At 71.9% G+C, this 20,255-nt stretch carries 15 protein-coding genes; 11 read left to right on the forward strand and 4 right to left on the reverse strand.

Annotated features, from left to right (window positions below):
* Positions 1-27 precede the first annotated feature (27 nt).
* Positions 28-2,667, forward strand: coding sequence for an amino acid adenylation domain-containing protein (locus AC0VY3_RS29365; RefSeq protein ID WP_475550972.1), 2,640 nt, complete (start codon positions 28-30; stop codon positions 2,665-2,667).
* Between the two features lie 48 nt (positions 2,668-2,715).
* On the opposite strand, the gene AC0VY3_RS29370 is transcribed toward AC0VY3_RS29365, so the two are convergent.
* Complete coding sequence (locus AC0VY3_RS29370) at positions 2,716-4,269, reverse strand: ricin-type beta-trefoil lectin domain protein (protein WP_103508103.1); 1,554 nt, start codon at positions 4,267-4,269, stop codon at positions 2,716-2,718.
* Between the two features lie 106 nt (positions 4,270-4,375).
* On the opposite strand from AC0VY3_RS29370, the gene AC0VY3_RS29375 reads away from it, so the two are divergent.
* The 3 genes from AC0VY3_RS29375 (at position 4,376) to AC0VY3_RS29385 (ending at position 8,852) form a co-directional block, all read left to right on the forward strand.
* Positions 4,376-5,791, forward strand: a complete 1,416-nt coding sequence (locus tag AC0VY3_RS29375; protein ID WP_475550973.1) for a class II fumarate hydratase — start codon at positions 4,376-4,378, stop codon at positions 5,789-5,791.
* 79 nt (positions 5,792-5,870) lie between these two features.
* Positions 5,871-6,557 carry a cytidylyl-2-hydroxypropylphosphonate hydrolase gene (fomD, locus tag AC0VY3_RS29380; RefSeq protein WP_475550974.1) on the forward strand — a complete coding sequence of 229 codons (687 nt, stop codon included), beginning with the start codon at positions 5,871-5,873 and terminating at the stop codon, positions 6,555-6,557.
* A gap of 387 nt (positions 6,558-6,944) precedes the next feature.
* Positions 6,945-8,852, forward strand: coding sequence for a SpoIIE family protein phosphatase (locus AC0VY3_RS29385; RefSeq protein WP_475550975.1), 1,908 nt, complete (start codon positions 6,945-6,947; stop codon positions 8,850-8,852).
* Positions 8,853-8,923: 71 nt separating this feature from the next.
* Here the strand turns inward: AC0VY3_RS29385 and AC0VY3_RS29390 are convergent, their stop codons facing one another.
* Positions 8,924-11,155, reverse strand: a complete 2,232-nt coding sequence (locus tag AC0VY3_RS29390; RefSeq protein WP_475550976.1) for a transglycosylase domain-containing protein — start codon at positions 11,153-11,155, stop codon at positions 8,924-8,926.
* A gap of 240 nt (positions 11,156-11,395) precedes the next feature.
* On the opposite strand from AC0VY3_RS29390, the gene AC0VY3_RS29395 reads away from it, so the two are divergent.
* From AC0VY3_RS29395 to AC0VY3_RS29415, 5 genes are all read left to right on the forward strand, one after another.
* On the forward strand, positions 11,396-12,367 hold the full coding sequence (locus AC0VY3_RS29395; RefSeq protein WP_475550977.1) for an SPFH domain-containing protein: 972 nt from the start codon (positions 11,396-11,398) through the stop codon (positions 12,365-12,367).
* Positions 12,364-12,651, forward strand: coding sequence for a type II toxin-antitoxin system antitoxin (locus AC0VY3_RS29400; RefSeq protein ID WP_103509993.1), 288 nt, complete (start codon positions 12,364-12,366; stop codon positions 12,649-12,651). The genes AC0VY3_RS29395 and AC0VY3_RS29400 overlap by 4 nt, the downstream gene beginning before the upstream one ends.
* A 111-nt stretch (positions 12,652-12,762) precedes the next feature.
* Entirely contained in the window at positions 12,763-13,287 is a 525-nt protein-coding gene (locus tag AC0VY3_RS29405; protein WP_030630714.1) for a PadR family transcriptional regulator, read from the forward strand.
* Positions 13,284-13,970, forward strand: a complete 687-nt coding sequence (locus AC0VY3_RS29410) for an ABC transporter ATP-binding protein (RefSeq protein ID WP_103509991.1) — start codon at positions 13,284-13,286, stop codon at positions 13,968-13,970. The genes AC0VY3_RS29405 and AC0VY3_RS29410 overlap by 4 nt, the downstream gene beginning before the upstream one ends.
* Positions 13,967-16,366 carry an FtsX-like permease family protein gene (locus tag AC0VY3_RS29415; protein ID WP_103509990.1) on the forward strand — a complete coding sequence of 800 codons (2,400 nt, stop codon included), beginning with the start codon at positions 13,967-13,969 and terminating at the stop codon, positions 16,364-16,366. The genes AC0VY3_RS29410 and AC0VY3_RS29415 overlap by 4 nt, the downstream gene beginning before the upstream one ends.
* Positions 16,367-16,431: 65 nt before the next feature.
* On the opposite strand, the gene AC0VY3_RS29420 is transcribed toward AC0VY3_RS29415, so the two are convergent.
* Positions 16,432-17,418 (reverse strand): hydrogen peroxide-inducible genes activator, encoded by a 987-nt coding sequence (locus AC0VY3_RS29420; RefSeq protein WP_475550978.1) that lies wholly within the window; start codon positions 17,416-17,418, stop codon positions 16,432-16,434.
* Between the two features lie 133 nt (positions 17,419-17,551).
* Here AC0VY3_RS29420 and AC0VY3_RS29425 point away from each other — a divergent pair, with 133 nt between their 5' ends.
* Complete coding sequence (locus AC0VY3_RS29425) at positions 17,552-18,106, forward strand: peroxiredoxin (protein WP_007452441.1); 555 nt, start codon at positions 17,552-17,554, stop codon at positions 18,104-18,106.
* A 12-nt stretch (positions 18,107-18,118) separates the two neighbouring features.
* Positions 18,119-18,655, forward strand: a complete 537-nt coding sequence (locus tag AC0VY3_RS29430) for an alkyl hydroperoxide reductase (RefSeq protein ID WP_030082625.1) — start codon at positions 18,119-18,121, stop codon at positions 18,653-18,655.
* 85 nt (positions 18,656-18,740) lie between these two features.
* Here the strand turns inward: AC0VY3_RS29430 and AC0VY3_RS29435 are convergent, their stop codons facing one another.
* Complete coding sequence (locus tag AC0VY3_RS29435; protein WP_475550979.1) at positions 18,741-20,144, reverse strand: AI-2E family transporter; 1,404 nt, start codon at positions 20,142-20,144, stop codon at positions 18,741-18,743.
* Between the last annotated feature and the right edge of the window lie 111 nt (positions 20,145-20,255).

Below are 20,255 nucleotides of genomic sequence, written 5' to 3' on the forward strand. Positions count from 1 at the left end.
CCCTTCCGTGTACGAGGAGTTGCGTACGTGCCGCCTGCCCATCACACCCTGACGGTGAGTGTGCCGCCGACCGTCACCGACACCGCGCTCGCCGCCGCCCTCGCGACGGCCGCGGAGCTTTGGTGGCCCGGGGGCCGCCACCCCCGGCTGTGGTCGGAGCGGGTGCCCGCCCCGGCTGGGTCCGACGCGGCCGCCCGGCGGCGCGCGGCCGAGGCCCGCCGCCCGGTCGCCCCCGGCCACCGGCTGCGCGCGGTGCTGCTGCGGTACGCGGACGAGCGACGGGAAGAGGCCGCCGCCACCGACCCCGACCTCGTCCTGACCGCCGACGCGTCCGCGCTGGACGCCCGCTCGCTGCGGCTCGTCGCCCGGGTGCTGCGGGGCGAGCTCGCGGCGGACACGGTGACGCCGCTGGACGGGCCGCTCGCCCCGGACCTGCGCCTGGACGAGGAGACCCGGCGGCTCGCCTCGGCGCTCGCGGTCACCGTCGGCCGGTACACGGGCGCGTCCTCGGTGCGCGTCGCCGTCCCCGTACCGGCCCTGGACCGGCCGCCGTACGCGCTGGGGGCGCTCGACGGGTACGCGGTGTTCGCGGCGGACCTGTCACCCGGCCGTACGGTCGCGGAGCTGCTGGCCACCGAGCCGGTCGACCCGGCCGAGGACCGGGGTCCGCTCCTCGCACCGGCCGGGGGCGCGGAGCCACCCGCGCTGGAGCTGACGGCAGGCACCGGGGCCGGGCCCGCCACACTGCCGACCGGTCCGGACGCCCTCCCCGTACCGGCACGTCACGTGGAGTACGTACGGTGGCAGTTGCTGGACAGCACTCCCAACACCCCGCTGCAGCGCCTGAATTCCCTCACCGCTGCCGATTCGGCGGAACAACTGGCCCTGGGGGCGACACCGAAGGCCCCGGCCCCGCTCCGTATCGACGAGGCCTTCGCCGCGCAGGTCGCCGCCCGCCCGGACGCGCCCGCGCTCACCGCCGGAGAGGCCGCCCTCTCGTACGCCGAACTCGACGCCCGGGCCGAGGCGTTGGCCGACGGGCTGTACGCCCACGGGGTCCGCCCCGGCGATCTCGTCGGCCTCTGCCTGCCCCGCTCGGCCGACCTGGTGGCGGCGATGCTCGCCGTACTGAAGGCGGACGCGGTCCACGTACCGCTGGATCCGGAGCATCCGGCGGACCGGCGCGAGCGCACCGCACGGGACGCCGGGGTCCGGCTGACGGTCGAGGACGCGGCCCTCCTCACCGGCCACCCGCCCCGGCCGGCCGTGGAGCGGCAGAAGGCGGCCGACGCCCCGGCCTACGTCATCCACACCTCGGGCTCGACCGGCCGCCCCAAAGGGGTGGTCGTGCCGCACGCCAATGTCACGGCCCTGGTCGACGCCGTCCACGACGACTTCGGGCTCTCGCCCGACGACACCTGGACGTGCTTCCACTCGGCGGCGTTCGACTTCTCGGTGTGGGAGATCTGGGGCGCGCTGCTGACGGGCGGCCGGCTGGTGGTCGTGGACCACTGGACGACACGCTCGCCGGAGGACTTCCACGCCCTGCTGGTGCGGGAGCGGGTGAGCGTGCTGAGCCAGACCCCGTCGGCGTTCACGCAGCTCGCGGCGGCCGACCGGATCGCACAGGACGCTGTGGGCATCCGGCTGGTGGTGCTGGGCGGTGAACCCCTGGACGCCCGCCCGCTGCTGGACTGGTTCGACCGGCACCCGGAGGACCGCTGCCGGCTGGTCAACATGTACGGGATCACCGAGACCACCGTCCATGTCACGGCGGCCACGGTGACCCGCCGCGAGGCGCTCGCCGGATCCCGGTCGGTGGGGCGGGCACTGCCCGGCTGGTCGGTCCGGGTGCTGGACGCGTACGGGCGGCCGGTGCCGCCGGGGGCGCCCGGGGAGATCCATGTGGGCGGGGCGGGGGTGGCGCTCGGCTATCTGAACCGGCCCGCCCTGACCGCCGAACGCTTCGTCCCGGACGTGCTGGACCCGGCGGGGCGGCGGCTCTACCGCAGCGGCGATCTGGGGCGGCTGCTGGCCGACGGAACGCTGGAACACCTGGGCCGGATCGACGACCAGGTGAAGGTGCGGGGCTTCCGGATCGAGCCGGGCGAGATCCGGCACGTCCTGCTGGAGGACCCGGCGGTGTCGGCGGCGGCGGTCACCGTGACCGGCGGTGAGGACGGGGACGCGGCGGCCGTGCGGATCGACGCGTACGCCGTTCCGGCCCCGGGGGCGGGTGGGGACCCCGGCCCCGTACGGGAGCGGGCGGCGCGGCTGCTGCCCGCGCACATGGTGCCCGCGACGGTGACCTTCCTGCCGGCCCTCCCGCTCACCGCGAACGGAAAGCTGGACCCGGCCCGGCTGCCCGTACCCGGGGCGCGGCGCGATCCGGTGTCGGCTCCCGCCCCTGCCCCGGCTTCAGCGCCGCACGCGGCGTCCCGCGAGGCCGGTCCGGCCGCCGCGCTCGCCGCGATCTGGCGTGATGTGCTCGGCGTCGACGCGGTCGGCCCGGACGACGACTTCTGGGATCTGGGCGGCAATTCGCTGTACGCGATCCGGATCGGCACGCTCGCCCGCGAGCGCGGGCTGCCCGCGGTTCCGCTGCGCCAGCTGTATCTGACCCCGACGCTGGGGGCGCTGTCCGAAGCGCTGGCCCTGGAGAGCTGACGAGGGGGCGGCCCGGGTTCGGCCCGGCCGCCCCCTCGTACACCGTGCCTACACGAAGCGCTGGTTCGCGCCGCCGTCGCACGTCTGGAGCTTGAGCGGGTCCTTGGCCCCCGCCAGCGTCAGGCACAGGCCGGTCGCGGCGGCCGGGCGGATGGTGCCCGCCTGCCGGACGAACTTCTGGTTGGCCGCGCCCGAGCAGTCCCACACGATGAGCGTGGCGCCCGGGTTGTACTTGGCGCCGGACACGTCCAGGCAGCGGTCGTGGCTGAGCGCGGTGCGGGCGGTCTGCGTAACGGCGTCGTACCACCAGTTCTGGTTGCGCCCGCCGTGGCAGTCCCAGCCGCCGATGGCCGTGCCGTTACGGGTGACCGAGGCGGGCACGTCCACACAGGAGCCGGTCGCCTCGTTCTTCAGCGGGGCGAACAGATCGTCCCAGGCCGTGCCCGTCAGCACCGGGTTCCCCGTGCTCGCCGGGTCGGCGCAGCTCGCCTCGCGCAGCCCGGAGTCGTACAGCTGGGTGAGGCAGGTGGCGAAGGCCCGGTGGCCGGCCGCGTTGGGGTGGAAGGACTGCCGGACCGAGTTCTCGTCGGGCAGGCCGGGCTTGCTCAGGTCGATGTAGAGGCCGCGGGCCCAGGCGCTCTCGGTGCAGACCTCGTGGCCGTGGAAGAGCCGCGAGTTGTCGAGGTAGGTGGCACCGGTGGCGGCGGCGGCCTTGCGCATGCCGACCTGGAAGGCGGGCACGGCGGTGTTGCGGCCCCAGACGGTGTCGGAGTCGTAGCCGAGTCCGCCGCAGATCAGCTTCCCCGGGAACTTCGGGTTGTCGCGGAAGTCCGGGCCGATCGGGCTCGGGTAGCCCATCAGGACGAGCTTGTAGTCGCCGTTCGCGTACCCGGCGTCCGTCATGACGGTGCGCAGGTCGCGGACGGTCTGCTCGACCTTGGGGACCAGGGCGTCCACCCGGGCCTGCCAGCCGCCCGCGTACTTCGGCTCGCAGGGGCCCTGGAGGCTGATGTAGCGCACCACGCAGTCGGTCATGACCGGGCCGAACTGCAGGTCGTCGTTGGCCCCGGCGACCAGGACGATCATCTTGATCCGGGTGTTGCGGGCCTTGATCGCGAGGCTGTCGCTCTGCACGAGCTCGTCGGCGTACTGCTTGTTCCCGCCGATTCTGATGTTCCCGGTATAGGCGCCGGAGCACGAGACGTTGTACGTGACGTCCGCCGCGATGCCCGTGCGGTGGATGGCGGCGTCCGGTGAGCGGTGGCACCAGTTGTCCGGCCCGTTGGTGCCGGGGTCGTAGGTGCCGACCCCCTCGCCGGAGATCTCGCTGTCGCCGAGCGAGATCAGCCCGGTCTTGCGGTCGCCGAGCGGCCGCTCGGCGGGGCTCCCGTACAGCTGGGTGGCCTCGGCGGCCCGGACGGCTTCCAGTGCGGGCGGGAGAGGGGTGGATGCGATAGAGCTGGTACCCGACTCCGTCGCGCCCGCGGGTCCGGCGGCGGCCATCGTGCCGACGGCTGCCGCGAGAGCGACGGCGCCGGCGACCGTACAGCGGAGCAGGCGAAGGCTTCGGAGCCCTCGAAGTCTGGTGCTGGTGCGCCTCATTGCGCCTCCCGGTAAGTGGTTACCCCCGGTATTTACTGGCCGGTAGGCGACTTGGGAATACGTAGAACAAGACACGTGCTCATCTTTTTCAGGAGGTTTAAACACCATGGGCGACACATCAGGTGCCACGTCGAGCGCTGCCGGGTTCCGGATCGAACACGACTCGATGGGTGAGGTGCGGGTTCCCGCGCACGCCAAGTGGCGCGCGCAGACCCAGCGGGCGGTGGAGAACTTCCCCGTCAGCGGGCAGCGGCTGGAGCGCGCGCACATCGAGGCGCTGGCCCGGATCAAGGGCGCGGCCGCCAAGGTCAACGCCGAGCTGAAGGTGCTGGATCCGGACATCGCCGCCGCCATCCAGGAGGCCGCCGCCGAGGTGGCGTCGGGCCGCTGGGACGAGCACTTCCCGGTCGACGTGTTCCAGACAGGGTCGGGCACCTCGTCGAACATGAACACCAACGAGGTGATCGCCACCCTCGCCACCGAGCACCTCGGCCGCGAGGTCCACCCCAACGACCATGTGAACGCCTCGCAGTCGTCCAACGACGTCTTCCCGTCCTCCATCCACATCGCGGCCACCGCCGCCGTGACCGCCGATCTGATCCCGGCACTCGATCACCTGGCCGATTCCCTGGGGCGGAAATCAGCCGAATTCGCGGACGTCGTGAAGTCCGGCCGTACGCATCTGATGGACGCCACCCCGGTCACCCTCGGCCAGGAGTTCGGCGGCTACGCGGCGCAGATCCGCTACGGCGTGGAGCGGCTGCGCGCCTCGCTGCCCCGGCTCGCCGAACTGCCCCTGGGCGGTACGGCGGTGGGCACCGGCATCAACACCCCGCCCGGCTTCTCCGCGGCCGTGATCGCGGAGGTCGCGGAGGCCACCGGGCTGCCGCTGACCGAGGCCCGCGACCACTTCGAGGCGCAGGGCGCTCGGGACGGTCTGGTGGAGACCTCCGGCCAGCTGCGGACCATCGCCGTCTCGCTGACCAAGATCTCCAACGATCTGCGGTGGATGGCCTCGGGCCCGCGGACCGGTCTCGCCGAGATCGCGCTGCCCGACCTCCAGCCCGGCTCGTCGATCATGCCGGGCAAGGTCAACCCGGTGATCCCCGAGGCGGTCCTGATGGTCGCGGCCCAGGTCACCGGCAACGACGCGACCGTCGCCACGGCCGGCGCGGCCGGCAACTTCGAGCTGAACGTGATGCTCCCGGTCATCGCGAAGAACCTGCTGGAGTCCGTGCGGCTGCTGGCCAACGCCTCCCGGCTGCTCGCGGACCGTACGGTCGACGGCATCACCGCCGACGTGGAGCGGGCCCGCGCCTACGCCGAGTCCTCGCCGTCCGTGGTGACCCCGCTGAACAAGTACATCGGCTACGAGGAGGCGGCGAAGGTCGCCAAGAAGTCGCTGAAGGACGGCACCACGATCCGCGAGACAGTCCTGGCCTCGGGCTATGTGGAGCGCGGCGATCTGACGCTGGAGCAGCTCGACGAGGCGCTGGACGTGCTGAGGATGACGCGTCCGTGAGCACCGGGCGGGGCGCCTGCTGAGATCCGGGTGACCTGAGTCGCAGCGGGCCGGTGGGAGCGCTCCGTAAGATCTCTCCATGACAGGTACGGGAGATCACGCACGCTGGGCGCCGGGGGACCGGATCCTCTGGCGCTACCGCGACAACGGCCGGGCCCACCGGACGGCCGGCGTCCCGCCCGTGCACATCTGCCGTCCGGTGACCGTCGTCCAGGACACCGACGAGCTGCTTGCCGTCTGGATGGCGCCCGGCACCGAATGCGTGCGGCCGGTGCTGGCCGACGGCACCCAGGTGCACGCCGAGCCGCTGGCCACCCGCTACACCGCGCCGCGCACCACGGCCCGCTCGACGTGGTTCGGCTCCGGGGTGCTGAAGCTGGCCCGGCCGGGCGATCCGTGGTCGGTGTGGCTGTTCTGGGACCGGGGCTGGATGTTCCGCAACTGGTACGTGAACCTGGAGGAGCCCCTCACCCGGTGGTCCGGAGGAGTGGATTCCGAGGATCACTTTCTCGACATCTCCGTGAACCCCGACCGGAGCTGGAAATGGCTCGACGAGGACGAGTTCGCGCAGGCGCAGCAGGTCGGTCTGATGGACCGGGAGACCGCCCGACGGGTCCGGCGGGCTGGTCTGGACGCGGTCGAGGTGATCACCGGCTGGGGGCCGCCGTTCCGGGACGGCTGGGAGCACTGGCGGCCCGATCCGCGGTGGCAGGTGCCGCCGCTGCCGGATGACTGGGACCGCACCCCTGCCCGGATGCCGTCGTGAGACCCTGGAGAGACCCTTCGGACGGTCCGGTCGGCAGGTCCGGTCGCACGGAGGGCTGATCGCCGCAACCAGCGGGCACCACACCGGAACTGACCACAAGTCATCACACCGGTCGTGCGGAGCGACGGGCCACGGACCCGGACGTTCCGCTCGGTCGCGGGAGCCACTACGAGGGGGTGGAGACGTGCACGCTGTCCGCTGCCCGCTCGCCGCGTCCGCCGCCGGAGGGATCGCCTGTCGGCCATCTCCTCGGCGCTCGGTTTCGGCCCCTTCATCGGGGGCATCCGGTGACAGCCGTTGTTCTTCCCGCGCTTGCCGGGGCACAGTAGCGCCCCAACACGAGGTGACTGCCTCATACAACCGGCCCGGACGGACGGAATCCCACGCGTGACGGAGCACCCCACCTCCCACGAAGGCCGGCAGCCGCTGGCGGCCCGGCAGCAGGAGCGCACCCGGCCCCGGCAGCAGGACGCCGCGGCCGCGGCCGCCGCTGCCGCGGTACCGGCTCCTGCCGCCGCGCCGAACCCGGGTCCTGGAGCGGCCGCCGTCGCCGACGCCCAGGCGGCCACCCGCCGCGAGGGCGACCGGCTGCGCTTCGTCGGCGCGGCGACCCGACGGATCGCCCGGGGCATAGACCTGGACGAGATCGTCCTCGGCCTGTGCCGGGCCAGCGTGCCGACGTTCTCCGACGCGATCCTCGTCTATCTCCGCGACCCGCTGCCGGTGGGCGACGAGCGCCCGGTGAGCCCGTTCGTCCTGCGGCTGCGGCGCAGCGACCGGCTGCGCGTCAGCGACGAGGAGGGCGCCGAGGCGGCCGGTTCCGAGACGGAGCGGCTGCGTCCGCTGGTCCTGGACCCGCAGGCCGATCTGATGCCCGCCGCCGAGCTGTGCGAGGTGCGGGCGGGCGGTGCGCTGGCCGAGGTGCTGCGCGGGGTGCGGCCGGTGTTCGGCGACTCCGCCGCGGCGCGGGCGGCGCTGCCGGAGCTGCTCGGCCCCGGCCGGTCCGTGCCCACCGGGCACCGGGCGATCCTGGCCCCGCTGCGCGGCCGCCGCCGGGTCATCGGCGCGGCGGTCTTCGTACGCGGCACCGAGCGCTCCCCGTTCGAGGCCAGCGACCTGCTGGTCGCGGCGCAGCTGGCGACGCACACCGCGCTCGGCATCGACAAGGCCGTGCTGTACGGGCGCGAGGCCTATATCGCCGACGAGCTGCAGCGCACGATGCTGCCCGACTCGCTGCCCCAGCCCACCGGCGTCCGGCTCGCCTCGCGCTATCTCCCGGCGGCCGAGACGGCCCGGGTCGGCGGCGACTGGTACGACGCGATCCCGCTGCCCGGCAGCCGGGTCGCGCTGGTCGTCGGCGATGTGATGGGCCACTCCATGACCTCGGCGGCGATCATGGGCCAGCTCCGGACGACGGCGCAGACCCTGGCGCAGCTCGATCTGCCGCCGCAGGAGGTGCTGCACCACCTGGACGAGCAGGCGCAGCGGCTGGGCAGCGACCGGATGGCGACCTGCCTGTACGCGGTGTACGACCCGGTCGCGCACCGGATCACCATCGCCAACGCCGGACACCCGCCGCCCGTGCTGCTGCATCTGGGCGGGCGGGCCGAGGTGCTGCGGGTGCCGCCGGGCGCCCCGATCGGGGTGGGCGGCGTCGACTTCGAGGCGGTCGAGCTGGACGCCCCGGCCGGTGCCACGCTGCTCCTCTACACCGACGGTCTGGTGGAGTCACGGCTGCGGGACGTGTGGACGGGCATCGAGCAGCTGCGGGAGCGCCTCGCGGCGACCGCGCAGCTCACCGGTGACGATCACTCGCCGCCGCTGGAGGCCCTGTGCGACGACGTGCTGGACATGCTCGGCCCGGGTGACCGGGACGACGACATCGCGCTGCTGGCCGCCCGCTTCGACGGGATCGCTCCGAGCGATGTGGCGTACTGGTATCTGGAACCGGAGGACGCGGCCCCGCGCCGGGCCCGCCGGCTGGCCCGGCGGGCGCTGAGCCGCTGGGGTCTGGACGATCTGGCCGAGGAGGTGGAGCTGCTGGTCAGCGAGGTCGTCACCAACGCCGTGCGGTATGCGGAGCGGCCGGTGACGCTGCGGCTGCTGCGGACGGACATCCTGCGCTGCGAGGTCGGCGACGACTCGCCGCAGCTGCCGAGGCAGCGCCGGGCGCGGGAGACGGACGAGGGCGGCCGCGGGCTGTTCCTGGTCAACCGGCTGGCCCGGCGGTGGGGGGCGACGCGCCTCTCGACGGGCAAGGTCGTCTGGTTCGAGATGGCGACCCGGGCGCAGTAGACGGAGAGACGGAGAACGCAGAGGGGCGGACCCGTCTTCGGGTCCGCCCCTCTGCTCGTTCTCTCAGACCCTCACTGTGCGGCCTGTCCGTTGCCGCCGGGCCGTTCGCCCGGCTGTCCGTCGCCGTCCCCGGGCTGCGGCGGGATCTCCGGGCTCGTGGGGGGCGGGGTGACGGGCGGGCTGCTGCTGGTGGGCGGGGCCGGCGTGGTCGGGGTCTCGCTGGGCGTCTCGCTCGGCGTGTCGGAAGGCGTGTCCGACGGGGTCGGGTCCTCGGACGGGGTGGGGTCTTCCGACGGAGTGTCCGACGGGGTCGGCGGGGCGGGCGCCTCGCCGCGCTCCACGTCCTGGAGGTCGAACGTCTTGCCGGAGCCGCCGCCGAGGGCGCCGAGGGTGTAGTCGGCCCAGATGCGGGCCGGGAAGCCGCCGCCGCTGGCGCGGCCGGAGTTGGCCGTTCCGGTCAGGGAGACCTGCTTGCGGCCGCCGTCGCCCTCGCCGAAGAGCGCCACGACCGTGGTCAGCTCCGGGGTGTAGCCGGCGAACCAGGCCGACTTGTTGTCCTCGGAGGTGCCGGTCTTGCCCGCCGCGTCGTAGGCGGAGGTGTTGGCCGCGCTGCCGGACCCGGCGTCGACGACCCCGGTGAGCGCCTTGGTCACGGTGTCGGCCGAGGCGCGGCTGATGGCCTGCTCCCGCTTGGGCTTCTCGGGGTTCACCGTGCGGTCGCGGTGCTCGGCGGACTGGAGGATGTGCGGGGTGACCTTCTGGCCGTGGTTGTCGAGCGTGGCGTACGCGCCCGCCATGTCCCAGGTCGAGGCGTTCATGGTGCCGAGCGAGACGGCGGGGCGCTCGGGGAAGTTCTTGTCCGGTACGCCGAGGGCGAGCGCGGTCTCCTTGGTGGCGGCGGGCGTCACGTCCACGATCATCTGCGCGAAGACGGAGTTGACCGAGCTGTTCATGGCCTTCTGGACGGAGATCGGCCCGTAGTCCCGGCCGTCCTCGTTCTGCGGGTTGAACGGGGTGTCGCTGCCGACGACGGGCCGCTTGCTGGTGCCGTCGTAGACGGTGTTGAGCCCGATCAGCCGGCCGTCCTGGGTCTTCGACTCGTTCTCCAGGGCGGAGGCGAGCACCAGCGGCTTGAAGGTGGAGGCGGGCTGGTAGTCCTGGCGGGTGGCGTTGCTGATGTAGTGCTTGACGTAGTCCTCGCCGCCGTACAGGGCGACGACCTTGCCGGTCTTCGGGTCGACGGAGGTGGCGCCGGCCTGGACGGTGGCGTCGACCTTGTTGCCCTCGCGGTCGAGCTTGGACTCCAGCTGGTCGTCCACCGACTTCTCCAGCGCCTTCTGGCGCTTCTTGTCGATGGTGAGCGTGAACGTCCAGCCGCCGGCCTCACGGTCCGCGGCGGAGACGCCCTGCTTCTCCAGCTCCTCGTTGGCCGCCTCGACGAGATAGCCGGTCTGGCCCTCCATGCCCGGGGCGGCCTTGGGCTTGTCCGGGTAGGGGAACTTCTGCTGGGTGCGCTCGGCGTCCGTGAGCCAGCCCATCTCGACCATGTTCCGCAGCGTGTAGGCCCAGCGCTCCTTGACCAGCTTCTTGCCGGTGTCGGTGGCGGTGGACCAGTCGTACTGGCTGGGGGCCTGGAGCAGGGAGGCGAGGTAGGCGCCCTGGGAGACGTTCAGGTCCTTGGCGTCGATGCCGTAGTAGGCCTGGGCGGCGGCCTGGATGCCGCTGGCCCCGCGTCCGTAGTAAGCGGTGTTGATGTACCCGGCGAGGATCTCGTCCTTGGACTTCTTCTGGTCGACCTTGAGCGAGATCACCAGCTCCTTGAGCTTGCGGCTCACGGTGGCGTCCTGCGTCAGGTAGAAGTTCTTCACGTACTGCTGGGTGATGGTCGAGCCACCCTGCTTGCCCTTGCCGCTGAGGGTGTTGAGGAGACCGCGGGTGGTGCCCTTGAGGTCGACGCCCTGGTCCTTGTAGAAGGTCTTGTTCTCGGCGGCGACGAAGGCGTGCTGAACGTTCTTCGGCACCTCGGCCAGGTCGACGATCTGGCGGTTGACGCCCTTGCCGGTCCGGGCGAGGACCGTGCCGTCGCTGTACTTGTAGACGTTGCTCTGCCGCTCCGCCATGGCGTTGGCGGCGGGGACGTCGACGTACAGGTAGAGCGCGCCGAAGGCGCCCATGCCCAGCAGGACGATCCCGAAGAACGTGCCCAGCAGCTTCTTCCACGTGAAGAGTCTGCGTATGCCGCCGCTCTTCGCGGCCCGGCGCGACTCCTGCGCCTGGGCTCGTCGCGCATCCGCTCGACCCATTGGTGTGTTGCTCCCGCTTCTCTGCTCGGCCGGTTCGCTCGGTTTCCTCTGTTCGCTCAGACCTGCCAGCTAACACCGACGACAGGGACAAAAGACAAGCGATCCGGCCTTTTACGGACGTGAGAATCAGCACCCGCCTCTACAGGAACCGACTCCCCAGGGGTGGACAAGGTTGCGAGAACCGATAATGTGTAATCACATTGCTAGCGCGGTGCGATACCGCGCCGAACGGGGGACCCCATGACCGCACAGCACGACGACCACCGCCCCGCCATCGCGGCGGCGGACCTCTCCGTCGACGCTCCCGACATGCCCGCACCGCAGGTCAGGGAGGTCGTCGCGCACGCGATCCCGGGCGGCCTGGGACTGCTCCTGACGGTGGTCGGGGTGTTCGCGGGGATCGGCCTCGTCATCGGCGGCGCGGTGCTGAACGGAGACGGCGCGGGCTCGGTCGGCGTCACGCTCATCATCCTCGGGGTGCTCCTGGCGATCACCTCGTTCTTCTGCATGAGCGGTGTGAAGATGGTCGCTCCGGGCGAGGCCCGGGTGATCCAGCTCTTCGGCCGGTACGTCGGCACCATCCGCACCGACGGGCTCCGCTGGATCAACCCGCTGACCTCCAGCCGCAAGATCTCCACCCGCGTCCGCAACCACGAGACCGCCGTCCTCAAGGTCAACGACGCCTACGGCAACCCGATCGAGCTGGCCGCGATCGTCGTCTGGAAGGTCGAGGACACCGCCCAGGCGCTCTTCGAGGTCGACGACTTCCTGGAGTTCGTCGCCACCCAGACCGAGGCCGCCGTCCGGCACATCGCCATCGAGTACCCGTACGACGCCCACGAGGAGGACGGCCTCTCGCTGCGCGGCAACGCGGAGGAGATCACCGAGAAGCTGGCCGCCGAGCTGACCGCCCGGGTGCAGGCCGCGGGCGTCCGGATCATCGAGTCGCGCTTCAGCCATCTCGCGTACGCCCCCGAGATCGCCTCCGCCATGCTCCAGCGCCAGCAGGCCGGCGCGGTCGTCGCGGCCCGCCAGCAGATCGTCGAGGGCGCGGTGGGCATGGTCGAGATGGCCCTGCACCGGATCGCCGAGCAGGACATCGTGGAGCTGGACTCCGAGCGGAAGGCGGCCATGGTCAGCAATCTGATGGTGGTGCTGTGCGGCGACCGCAGCGCCCAGCCGGTCCTCAACACGGGCACGCTCTACCAGTGACCGACCAGACGCCTCCCCGGCGGACGCCGGCGTCCCGGTCGCAGCAGCGCAAGCAGATGCTGCTGCGGCTGGACCCCGCGGTGCACGACGCACTCGCGCGCTGGGCCTCCGACGAACTGCGCAGCGCCAACGCGCAGATCGAGTTCCTGCTGCGGCGGGCGCTCGCGGAGGCGGGCCGGCTGCCGGGGGCGGCGCGGCCGATCGCCCGCCGGGGACGGCCGCCCGGACAGCCGCCGGAGGAGCCGGAGGCCCCGCCCGGAACCGGCGCCCAGGAGACTCTGTAACACCCCTCCCCCGCACCGCCGACACCGCGACCCCGGCCCGTCCCTCTGGGCCGGGGTCGCTTTCCGGACGCGTATACACGGCAGGTATACACACCGTGTACAGTGCTTCTCATGTCTATCGGTCACACCCTCCTCGGGCTCCTGGAGTCCGGCCCCCGACACGGTTACGACCTGAAGCGGACCTTCGACGAGAAGTTCGGCCAGGACCGCCCGCTGCACTACGGCCAGGTCTATTCGACGATGTCCCGGCTCCTGAAGAACGGACTCGTCGAGGTCGACGGCGTCGAGAGCGAAGGAGGTCCCGAGCGCAAGCGGTACGCCATCACCGACGCCGGGATCACCGATGTCTCGCGGTGGCTGGCACAGCCCGAGAAGCCGGAGCCCTACCTCCAGTCGACGCTCTACACCAAGGTCGTCCTGGCGCTCCTGACCGATCGCAGCGCCGCCGATCTGCTGGACTCGCAGCGCTCGGAGCATCTGCGGATGATGCGCATCCTGACCGACCGCAAGCGCAAGGGCGACCTCGCCGACCAGCTGATCTGCGACCACGCCCTGTTCCATCTCGAAGCCGATCTGCGCTGGCTGGAACTGACCGCCGCCCGACTCGACCAGCTCGCCAAGGTGGTGGCTCCGTGATTCCCGAAGGCTCCCTGCTCGCCGCGCACGATCTGCGCAAGACCTACGGTTCGACACCCGCCCTGGACGGCGCGTCGTTCTCCGTGCACCCCGGCGAGGTCGTCGCCGTGATGGGCCCGTCCGGCTCCGGCAAGTCGACCCTGCTGCACTGTCTGGCCGGGATCATCACGCCCGACTCCGGCACCATCACCTACGCGGGCCGCGAGCTGTCCGCGATGTCCGACGCCGAGCGCAGCGCCCTGCGGCGCAGCGACTTCGGCTTCGTCTTCCAGTTCGGCCAGCTCGTCCCGGAGCTGACCTGTGTGGAGAACGTCGCCCTGCCGCTGCGGCTCAACGGCGTGAAGCGCAAGGCCGCCGAGCGCACCGCGTCGGAGTGGATGGAGCGTCTGGAGGTCGACGACCTCGGCTCCAAGCGCCCCGGCGAGGTCTCCGGCGGACAGGGCCAGCGGGTCGCCGTGGCCCGCGCGCTGGCCGCCTCGCCGAAGGTGATCTTCGCGGACGAGCCGACCGGCGCGCTGGACTCGCTCAACGGCGAGCGGGTGATGGAGCTGCTCACCGAGGCCGCCCGGTCCGCCAACGTCGCCGTGGTCCTGGTGACCCACGAGGCCCGCGTCGCCGCCTACTCCGACCGTGACGTCACCGTGCGCGACGGCCGGGCCCGCGACCTGGAGCACTCCGCATGACCCTGCTCGATTCCCGTACGGCCCCGCCCGCCGCACCGGAGAGCCCGAAGCCGCCCTCGCGCGGCGCGGCCACCCTCCGGGACCTCGGCCTCGGCATCCGGTTCGCCGCCGCCGGCGGCCGCGAGGGCTGGATCCGTACGCTGCTGACCGCCGTCGGCGTCGGCCTCGGCGTCGCCCTGCTGCTGCTCGCCTCCTCCGTACCGCATCTGCTGGACGAGCGGAACGCACGCGAGCAGGCCCGCAGCGAGACGCGGATCTCCGACTCGCCCGACGCGAACGCCACGACGTCGGACAGCTCGGTGCTGCGGATCAACACGACCACCGAGTACCACGACCGGACCGTCGCGGGATATCTGATGCGGCCCGACGGTTCGACGCCCGTCCTCCCGCCGGGAGTCGCCCGCTTCCCCGGTGCGGACGAGATGGTGGTCTCCCCCGCCCTGCGGGAACTGCTCGCCGAGCCGGGCAACGAACTGCTGCGGGAGCGGCTGCCGTACGAGATCACCGGCACGATCGGGGACGCCGGGCTGCGCTCCCCCGGCGAGCTCCTCTACTACGCGGGCAGCGACACCCTGACGACGGCCAGTGGCGGCCACCGCATCGCCGGGTACGGGGACCGGCGCGAGGGCGCCCCTCTGCCGCCGCTGCTGATCGTGCTCGTCGTGATGGTCTGCGTCGTGCTGCTGGCGCCGGTCGCGATCTTCATCGCCACCGCCGTGCGCTTCGGCGGCGACCGCCGCGACCGCCGGCTGGCAGCGCTGCGGCTGGTCGGCGCGGACATCCGGACCACCCGGCGGATCGCCGCCGGGGAGGCGCTGTTCGGTGCGGTGCTCGGGCTGCTGATCGGTCTGGCGTTCTTCCTGACGGGCCGGCAGTTCGTCGGCTCGGTGGAGATCTGGGACGTCAGCGCGTTCCCCGCCGACCTCGTCCCCGATCCCCGGCTGGCCCTGCTGATCGTGGTGGCCGTGCCGCTGACCGCCGTCCTCGTCACGCTGGTCGCGATGCGCTCGGTGGTGATCGAGCCGCTCGGCGTCGTACGCCGGGGGCGCGAGCGGGGACGCCGGCTCTGGTGGCGGCTGCTGATGCCGCTCGCGGGTCTGGCCGTGCTCGGCTTCACGGGCCGGATCAGTGCGTACGAGTACGCGCCCGAGAAGCCGTTCGGGATCGCGGCCGGCACCGTGCTGGTGCTGGTCGGGCTGGCCCTCCTGCTGCCCTGGCTGGTCGAGGCGTGCGTGAACCGGCTGCGCGGCGGCCCGGTGCCCTGGCAGCTCGCTACCCGCAGGCTCCAGTTGAGCAGCGGGGCCGCGTCCCGTGCGGTCAGCGGGGTCACGGTGGCGGTGGCGGGCGCGATCGCGCTGCAGATGATGTTCGCCGCGATGAACGCCGACTTCAACCGGATGACCGGCCAGGACCCCACGCGGGCCCAGTTCGCCGGGTATTCCGAGGACGTCACCGGCGAGGCGGCCACATCGGCCATCGAGCGGTTCCGCGCCACCAAGGGTGTGGACGTGGTCATCGGATCGGTGGAGGCGTACGCGTCCAAGCCCGGCGACTACGCCGACGAGGACGTGCAGCCCACCACCTCGCTGACCGTCGGCACCTGCGCCACCCTGCGCGAGCTGGCCCGGATCGACGCCTGCGAGGACGGCGACACCTTCGTCGTCCACCCGCCGGGCGACAAGGACATGACCGCCTGGGTCGACGAGACCGCCCGCAAGGGCAAGGAGGTCGAGATCGAATCCGGGAACAGAACGATGCGGTGGACACTGCCCGCGGACTCCACGACCGTGCAAGGCCGCAAGGACCCGATGGGCGAGACCCACTACGGGATCATGGCCACCACCGGCGCGGTCGACGCGGGCAAGCTGCCCGGCGCGACGATCAGCGTCCAGATCCGGGTCGACCGGAGCGTGCCGGACGTCGCCGAGTACGTGCGCAACACGGCGGCGAAGGTCGACCCCGGAATGCGCTTCGTCACCCTCGACTCGGTGGAGCGCGACCGTCAGTACGCGAGCATCCAGACGGGGCTCCAGGTGGGCGCCTCCGCGGTGCTGCTGCTGATCGCCGCGTCGATGCTGGTCTCCCAGCTGGAGCAGTTGCGCGAGCGCAGGCGGCTGCTGTCGGTGCTGGTCGCCTTCGGCACCCGGCGCTCCACGCTCGGCTGGTCGGTGCTGTGGCAGACCGCCGTGCCGGTGGTGCTCGGTCTCGCGGTGGCGGTCGCGGGCGGCCTGGGGCTGGGCGGGGCGCTGACCTGGCTGATCGAGAAGCGGGTCGACGACTGGTGGCTGTTCTGGCCGATGGCCGGGGTCGGCGGCGCGCTGATCGCGCTGGTGACGCTGCTGTCGCTGCCGCCGCTGTGGCGCATGATGCGCCCGGACGGACTGCGCACCGAGTGACACCCGCACGACGCGCGTGACGGCCGGGGCCCCTGGGAACAGGAGCCCCGGCCGTACGCATGTTCTCAGCCGCCCTTTGCAACCGGCCGCACCGGCAGCGGCTCCATCGCCTCGCGCAGCGCGGCGGCGAGCTCCTCGAACTCGCCGCCCCGCGCCGACCCGGTCCGCATCGCCAGCGCGACCCTCCGGGTGGGCGCCGGGTCCGCGAAGTACCCGGTGGCCAGCGCCTCGTTGCGGCCGGTCTCCACGGTCACGGCGGTCCGGGGCAGCAGCGTCACGCCGAGTCCGCCGGCGACCAGCTGGACCAGGGTGGAGAGCCCGGCGGCGGTCGTGGTGACCGGGGCGCCCTGGGTGCGGCCCGCCTCGCGGCAGATGTCCAGGGCCTGGTCGCGCAGGCAGTGCCCCTCGTCCAGGAGCAGCAGCGGCAGTTCGCGCAGCGCGTCGCGCGGGATGTCCGCGCGGCCGCCGAGCCAGTGGTCCTGCTCCATGACCAGCACGAAGTCCTCGTCGAAGAGCGGCATCTCGGTGACGCCCGGCACCCCGAGCGGCACGGCGAGCAGTAGCAGGTCAAGACGCCCGGCGGCGAGCCCTTCGAGCAGCGAGGAGGTCTGCTCCTCGTGGACCTGGAGGTCGAGTTGCGGGTAGCGCTCATGGACGAGGCGGAGCACGGTGGGCAGGAGGTACGGGGCGACGGTCGGGATCACGCCGAGCCGGAGGACTCCGGTGAACGGGGCGCGGACCGCCTCCGCCTCCTCCATCAGCGCGGCGACGGCCTCCAGCACCGCCCCGGCCCGCACCGCGAGCCGCTCCCCCGCGGGCGAGAGCAGCACCTTGCGCGTCGTACGCTCGATGAGCTGGACACCCAGTGCCTCCTCAAGGGCCGACACCGCTCCGGAGAGTGCCGGCTGACTCATCCCGATTGCTGCCGCCGCGTCCCGGAAGTGCAGATGCTCCGCCACCGCCGCGAAGGCGCGCAGCTGCGACAGACTGGGCTGCTTGCCGGGCGACTTACCGGACTGCTTGGGTCGTATGGCCTGTTTTACCTGCGCCACTGATAGGCACCTCCGATCATCTCGACCGAGTGTAGCTATTTCCGTGATCAATGCACTCTGTGCCAAGGTGGAGCCCGTCCAACCCTCAGGAAGACCCTCAAAAAGGGAATTCCAGACGTTGCAAGGAGAGCGCGTGCTCACTGTCGGTGACAAGTTCCCCGAGTTCGACCTGACCGCCTGCGTTTCGCTGGAGAGCGGCAAGGAGTTCGAGCAGATCAACCACAAGACCTACGAGGGCAAGTGGAAGATCGTCTTCGCGTGGCCGAAGGACTTCACCTTCGTGTGCCCCACCGAGATCGCCGCCTTCGGCAAGCTCAACGAGGAGTTCGCCGACCGTGACGCCCAGGTCCTCGGCTTCTCCGGTGACTCCGAGTTCGTGCACCACGCCTGGCGCAAGGACCACCCGGACCTGACCGACCTGCCCTTCCCGATGCTGGCCGACTCGAAGCACGAGCTCATGCGTGACCTCGGCATCGAGGGCGAGGACGGCTTCGCCCAGCGCGCCGTCTTCATCGTCGACCAGAACAACGAGATCCAGTTCACGATGGTGACCGCCGGTTCCGTGGGCCGTAACCCCAAGGAGGTCCTGCGGGTCCTCGACGCCCTGCAGACCGACGAGCTGTGCCCGTGCAACTGGACCAAGGGCGAGAACACCCTCGACCCGGTCGCGCTCCTCTCGGGCGAGTGAGCTGATACCGACATGGCTCTCGACGAACTGAAGTCCGCCATACCGGACTTCGCCAAGGACCTGAAGCTGAACCTCGGCTCGGTCATCGGCAACAGCGACCTCCCGCAGCAGCAGCTGTGGGGCACCGTGCTGGCCTGCGCGATCGCCTCGCGTTCGCCGAAGGTGCTGCGCGAGCTGGAGCCCGAGGCGAAGGCCAACCTCTCCGCCGAGGCGTACACCGCGGCGAAGTCGGCGGCCGCCGTCATGGCGATGAACAACGTCTTCTACCGGACCCGGCACCTGCTGTCGGACCCGGAGTACGGCACGCTCCGCGCGGGCCTGCGGATGAACGTCATCGGCAACCCGGGCGTGGAGAAGGTCGACTTCGAGCTGTGGTCGCTCGCCGTCTCCGCGATCAATGGCTGCGGCCAGTGCCTGGACTCCCACGAGCAGGTGCTGCGCAAGGCCGGCGTGGACCGTGAGACCATTCAGGAAGCCGTCAAGGTCGCTTCGGTGATCCAGGCGGTCGGTGTGACCCTCGACGCCGAGGCCGTCCTCGCCGAGCAGTGACACCGCACCACCCCTGATACGAGAAGAGCCCCGAGGACGACCGACCGTCCCCGGGGCTCTTCTTTTCGCGTTCCGTGCCGCTCCGCTACTCCTGCGGCGGCCGGTTCTCCTGCGGGCGTTCGCCCGGCGCGTCCTGCGGACCGGGTGAAGCCGGTGGCGCCGCCGGGACGGCCGCGGCGTGCGCCGGGGTCATCGACAGGGCGGTGGCCCCGTGGTGCCCGCCGCTCCCGCCCGGCGAGCCCGGTTCACCGTACGAGCGCAGATAGCCGACCACCGTGTTGATCACGGCGACCAGCGGTACGGCGACCACCGCGCCGCCGATGCCCGCGACCAGCCCGCCGGTCGCGACCGCGAGGACCACCGCGAGCGGATGGACCCGCACCGCGCGGCCGAGGATGAACGGCTGCAGGATGTGGCCCTCGATCTGCTGCACCGCCAGGACCACCACCAGCGCCCACAGCGCGGTCCACACGCCCTCGGTGACCAGGGCGACGACCACCGCGAGCGCTCCGGAGACCACGGCGCCGACGAGCGGGACGAAGGCGAACAGGAAGATGAAGACGGCCAGCGGCACCGCGAGCGGCACATTGAGGACGTAGAGGCCGAAGCCGATGAAGATCGCGTCGATCAGGGCGACGAGCACCGTGCCGCGCACATACGCGGTCAGGGTGCGCCAGGCGCGCGGTCCCGCGCCGGCGACCCCGGGGCGGGCGGCGGCGGGCACCAGCTTGAGCGACCACTCCCAGATGCGCTTGCCGTCGTAGAGCAGGAAGAGCGTGGAGAACATCGCCAGCAGCAGCCCGGTGAGGAACTCCACCATCACGGTGACGCCCTGGAGCCCGGCGGAGGTGATCTCCTCGGTGTTGGTGCCGATGGTGTCGTTGAGGTTCTTGGCGAGGTCGTTGATCTGCGACTCGGTGACATGGAAGGGGCTGTCGAGCGCCCAGCGCTTCAACTCGTCGATGCCGTCGCGGACCCGGTCGGAGAGCGTGTCGAGGTTCTCCATCACCTGCCACACCACGAACCAGCCGACCAGGCCGATGATGACGAACCCGAGGACGGCGGTCACGGCGGTGGCGAGCCCGTGCGGCAGCCCGAACCGCCGGAGCCGGACGACGGTCGGCTGGAGCATCGCGGTGATGAGCAGCGCGGCGGCGAAGGCCAGCACGACGAGCTGGACCGCGCTGATCACCCGCATCAGCACCCAGAGCGTCCCCGCGAGGACGAGGAGCCGCCAGCCGGCCTCGGCGGCGACCCGCATCCCCCACGGGATCGCCGCGACCGGATCCGGCTTGGCGGCGACCGAGGGGGCGTAACTGGGCGGCGCGGGCACCTGCCCGGGGTCGTCGTCGGCCTCGGCGACGGCAGGGGCCCCTCGCGGCGCGAGGGGGTCGTCGTCGGCAGCGCGCGCCCGCCGCTCCTCCAGTCGCGCGCCCAGCTCCGTCAGTTCGGAACCGAAGCGGCCCAGCCAGCCCGGCAGTTTCGACATGCTTGCTTTCCTTCCCCCATCTTCGCCACCCAGCGCTCTCGGCGCTCAACGCACGCCGGGAGGCGACCGTACACGCGCGAGGCCCCCCACCGTCTGGACGGTGAGGGGCCT

This window comes from Streptomyces sp. iso_384, assembly GCF_056172905.1.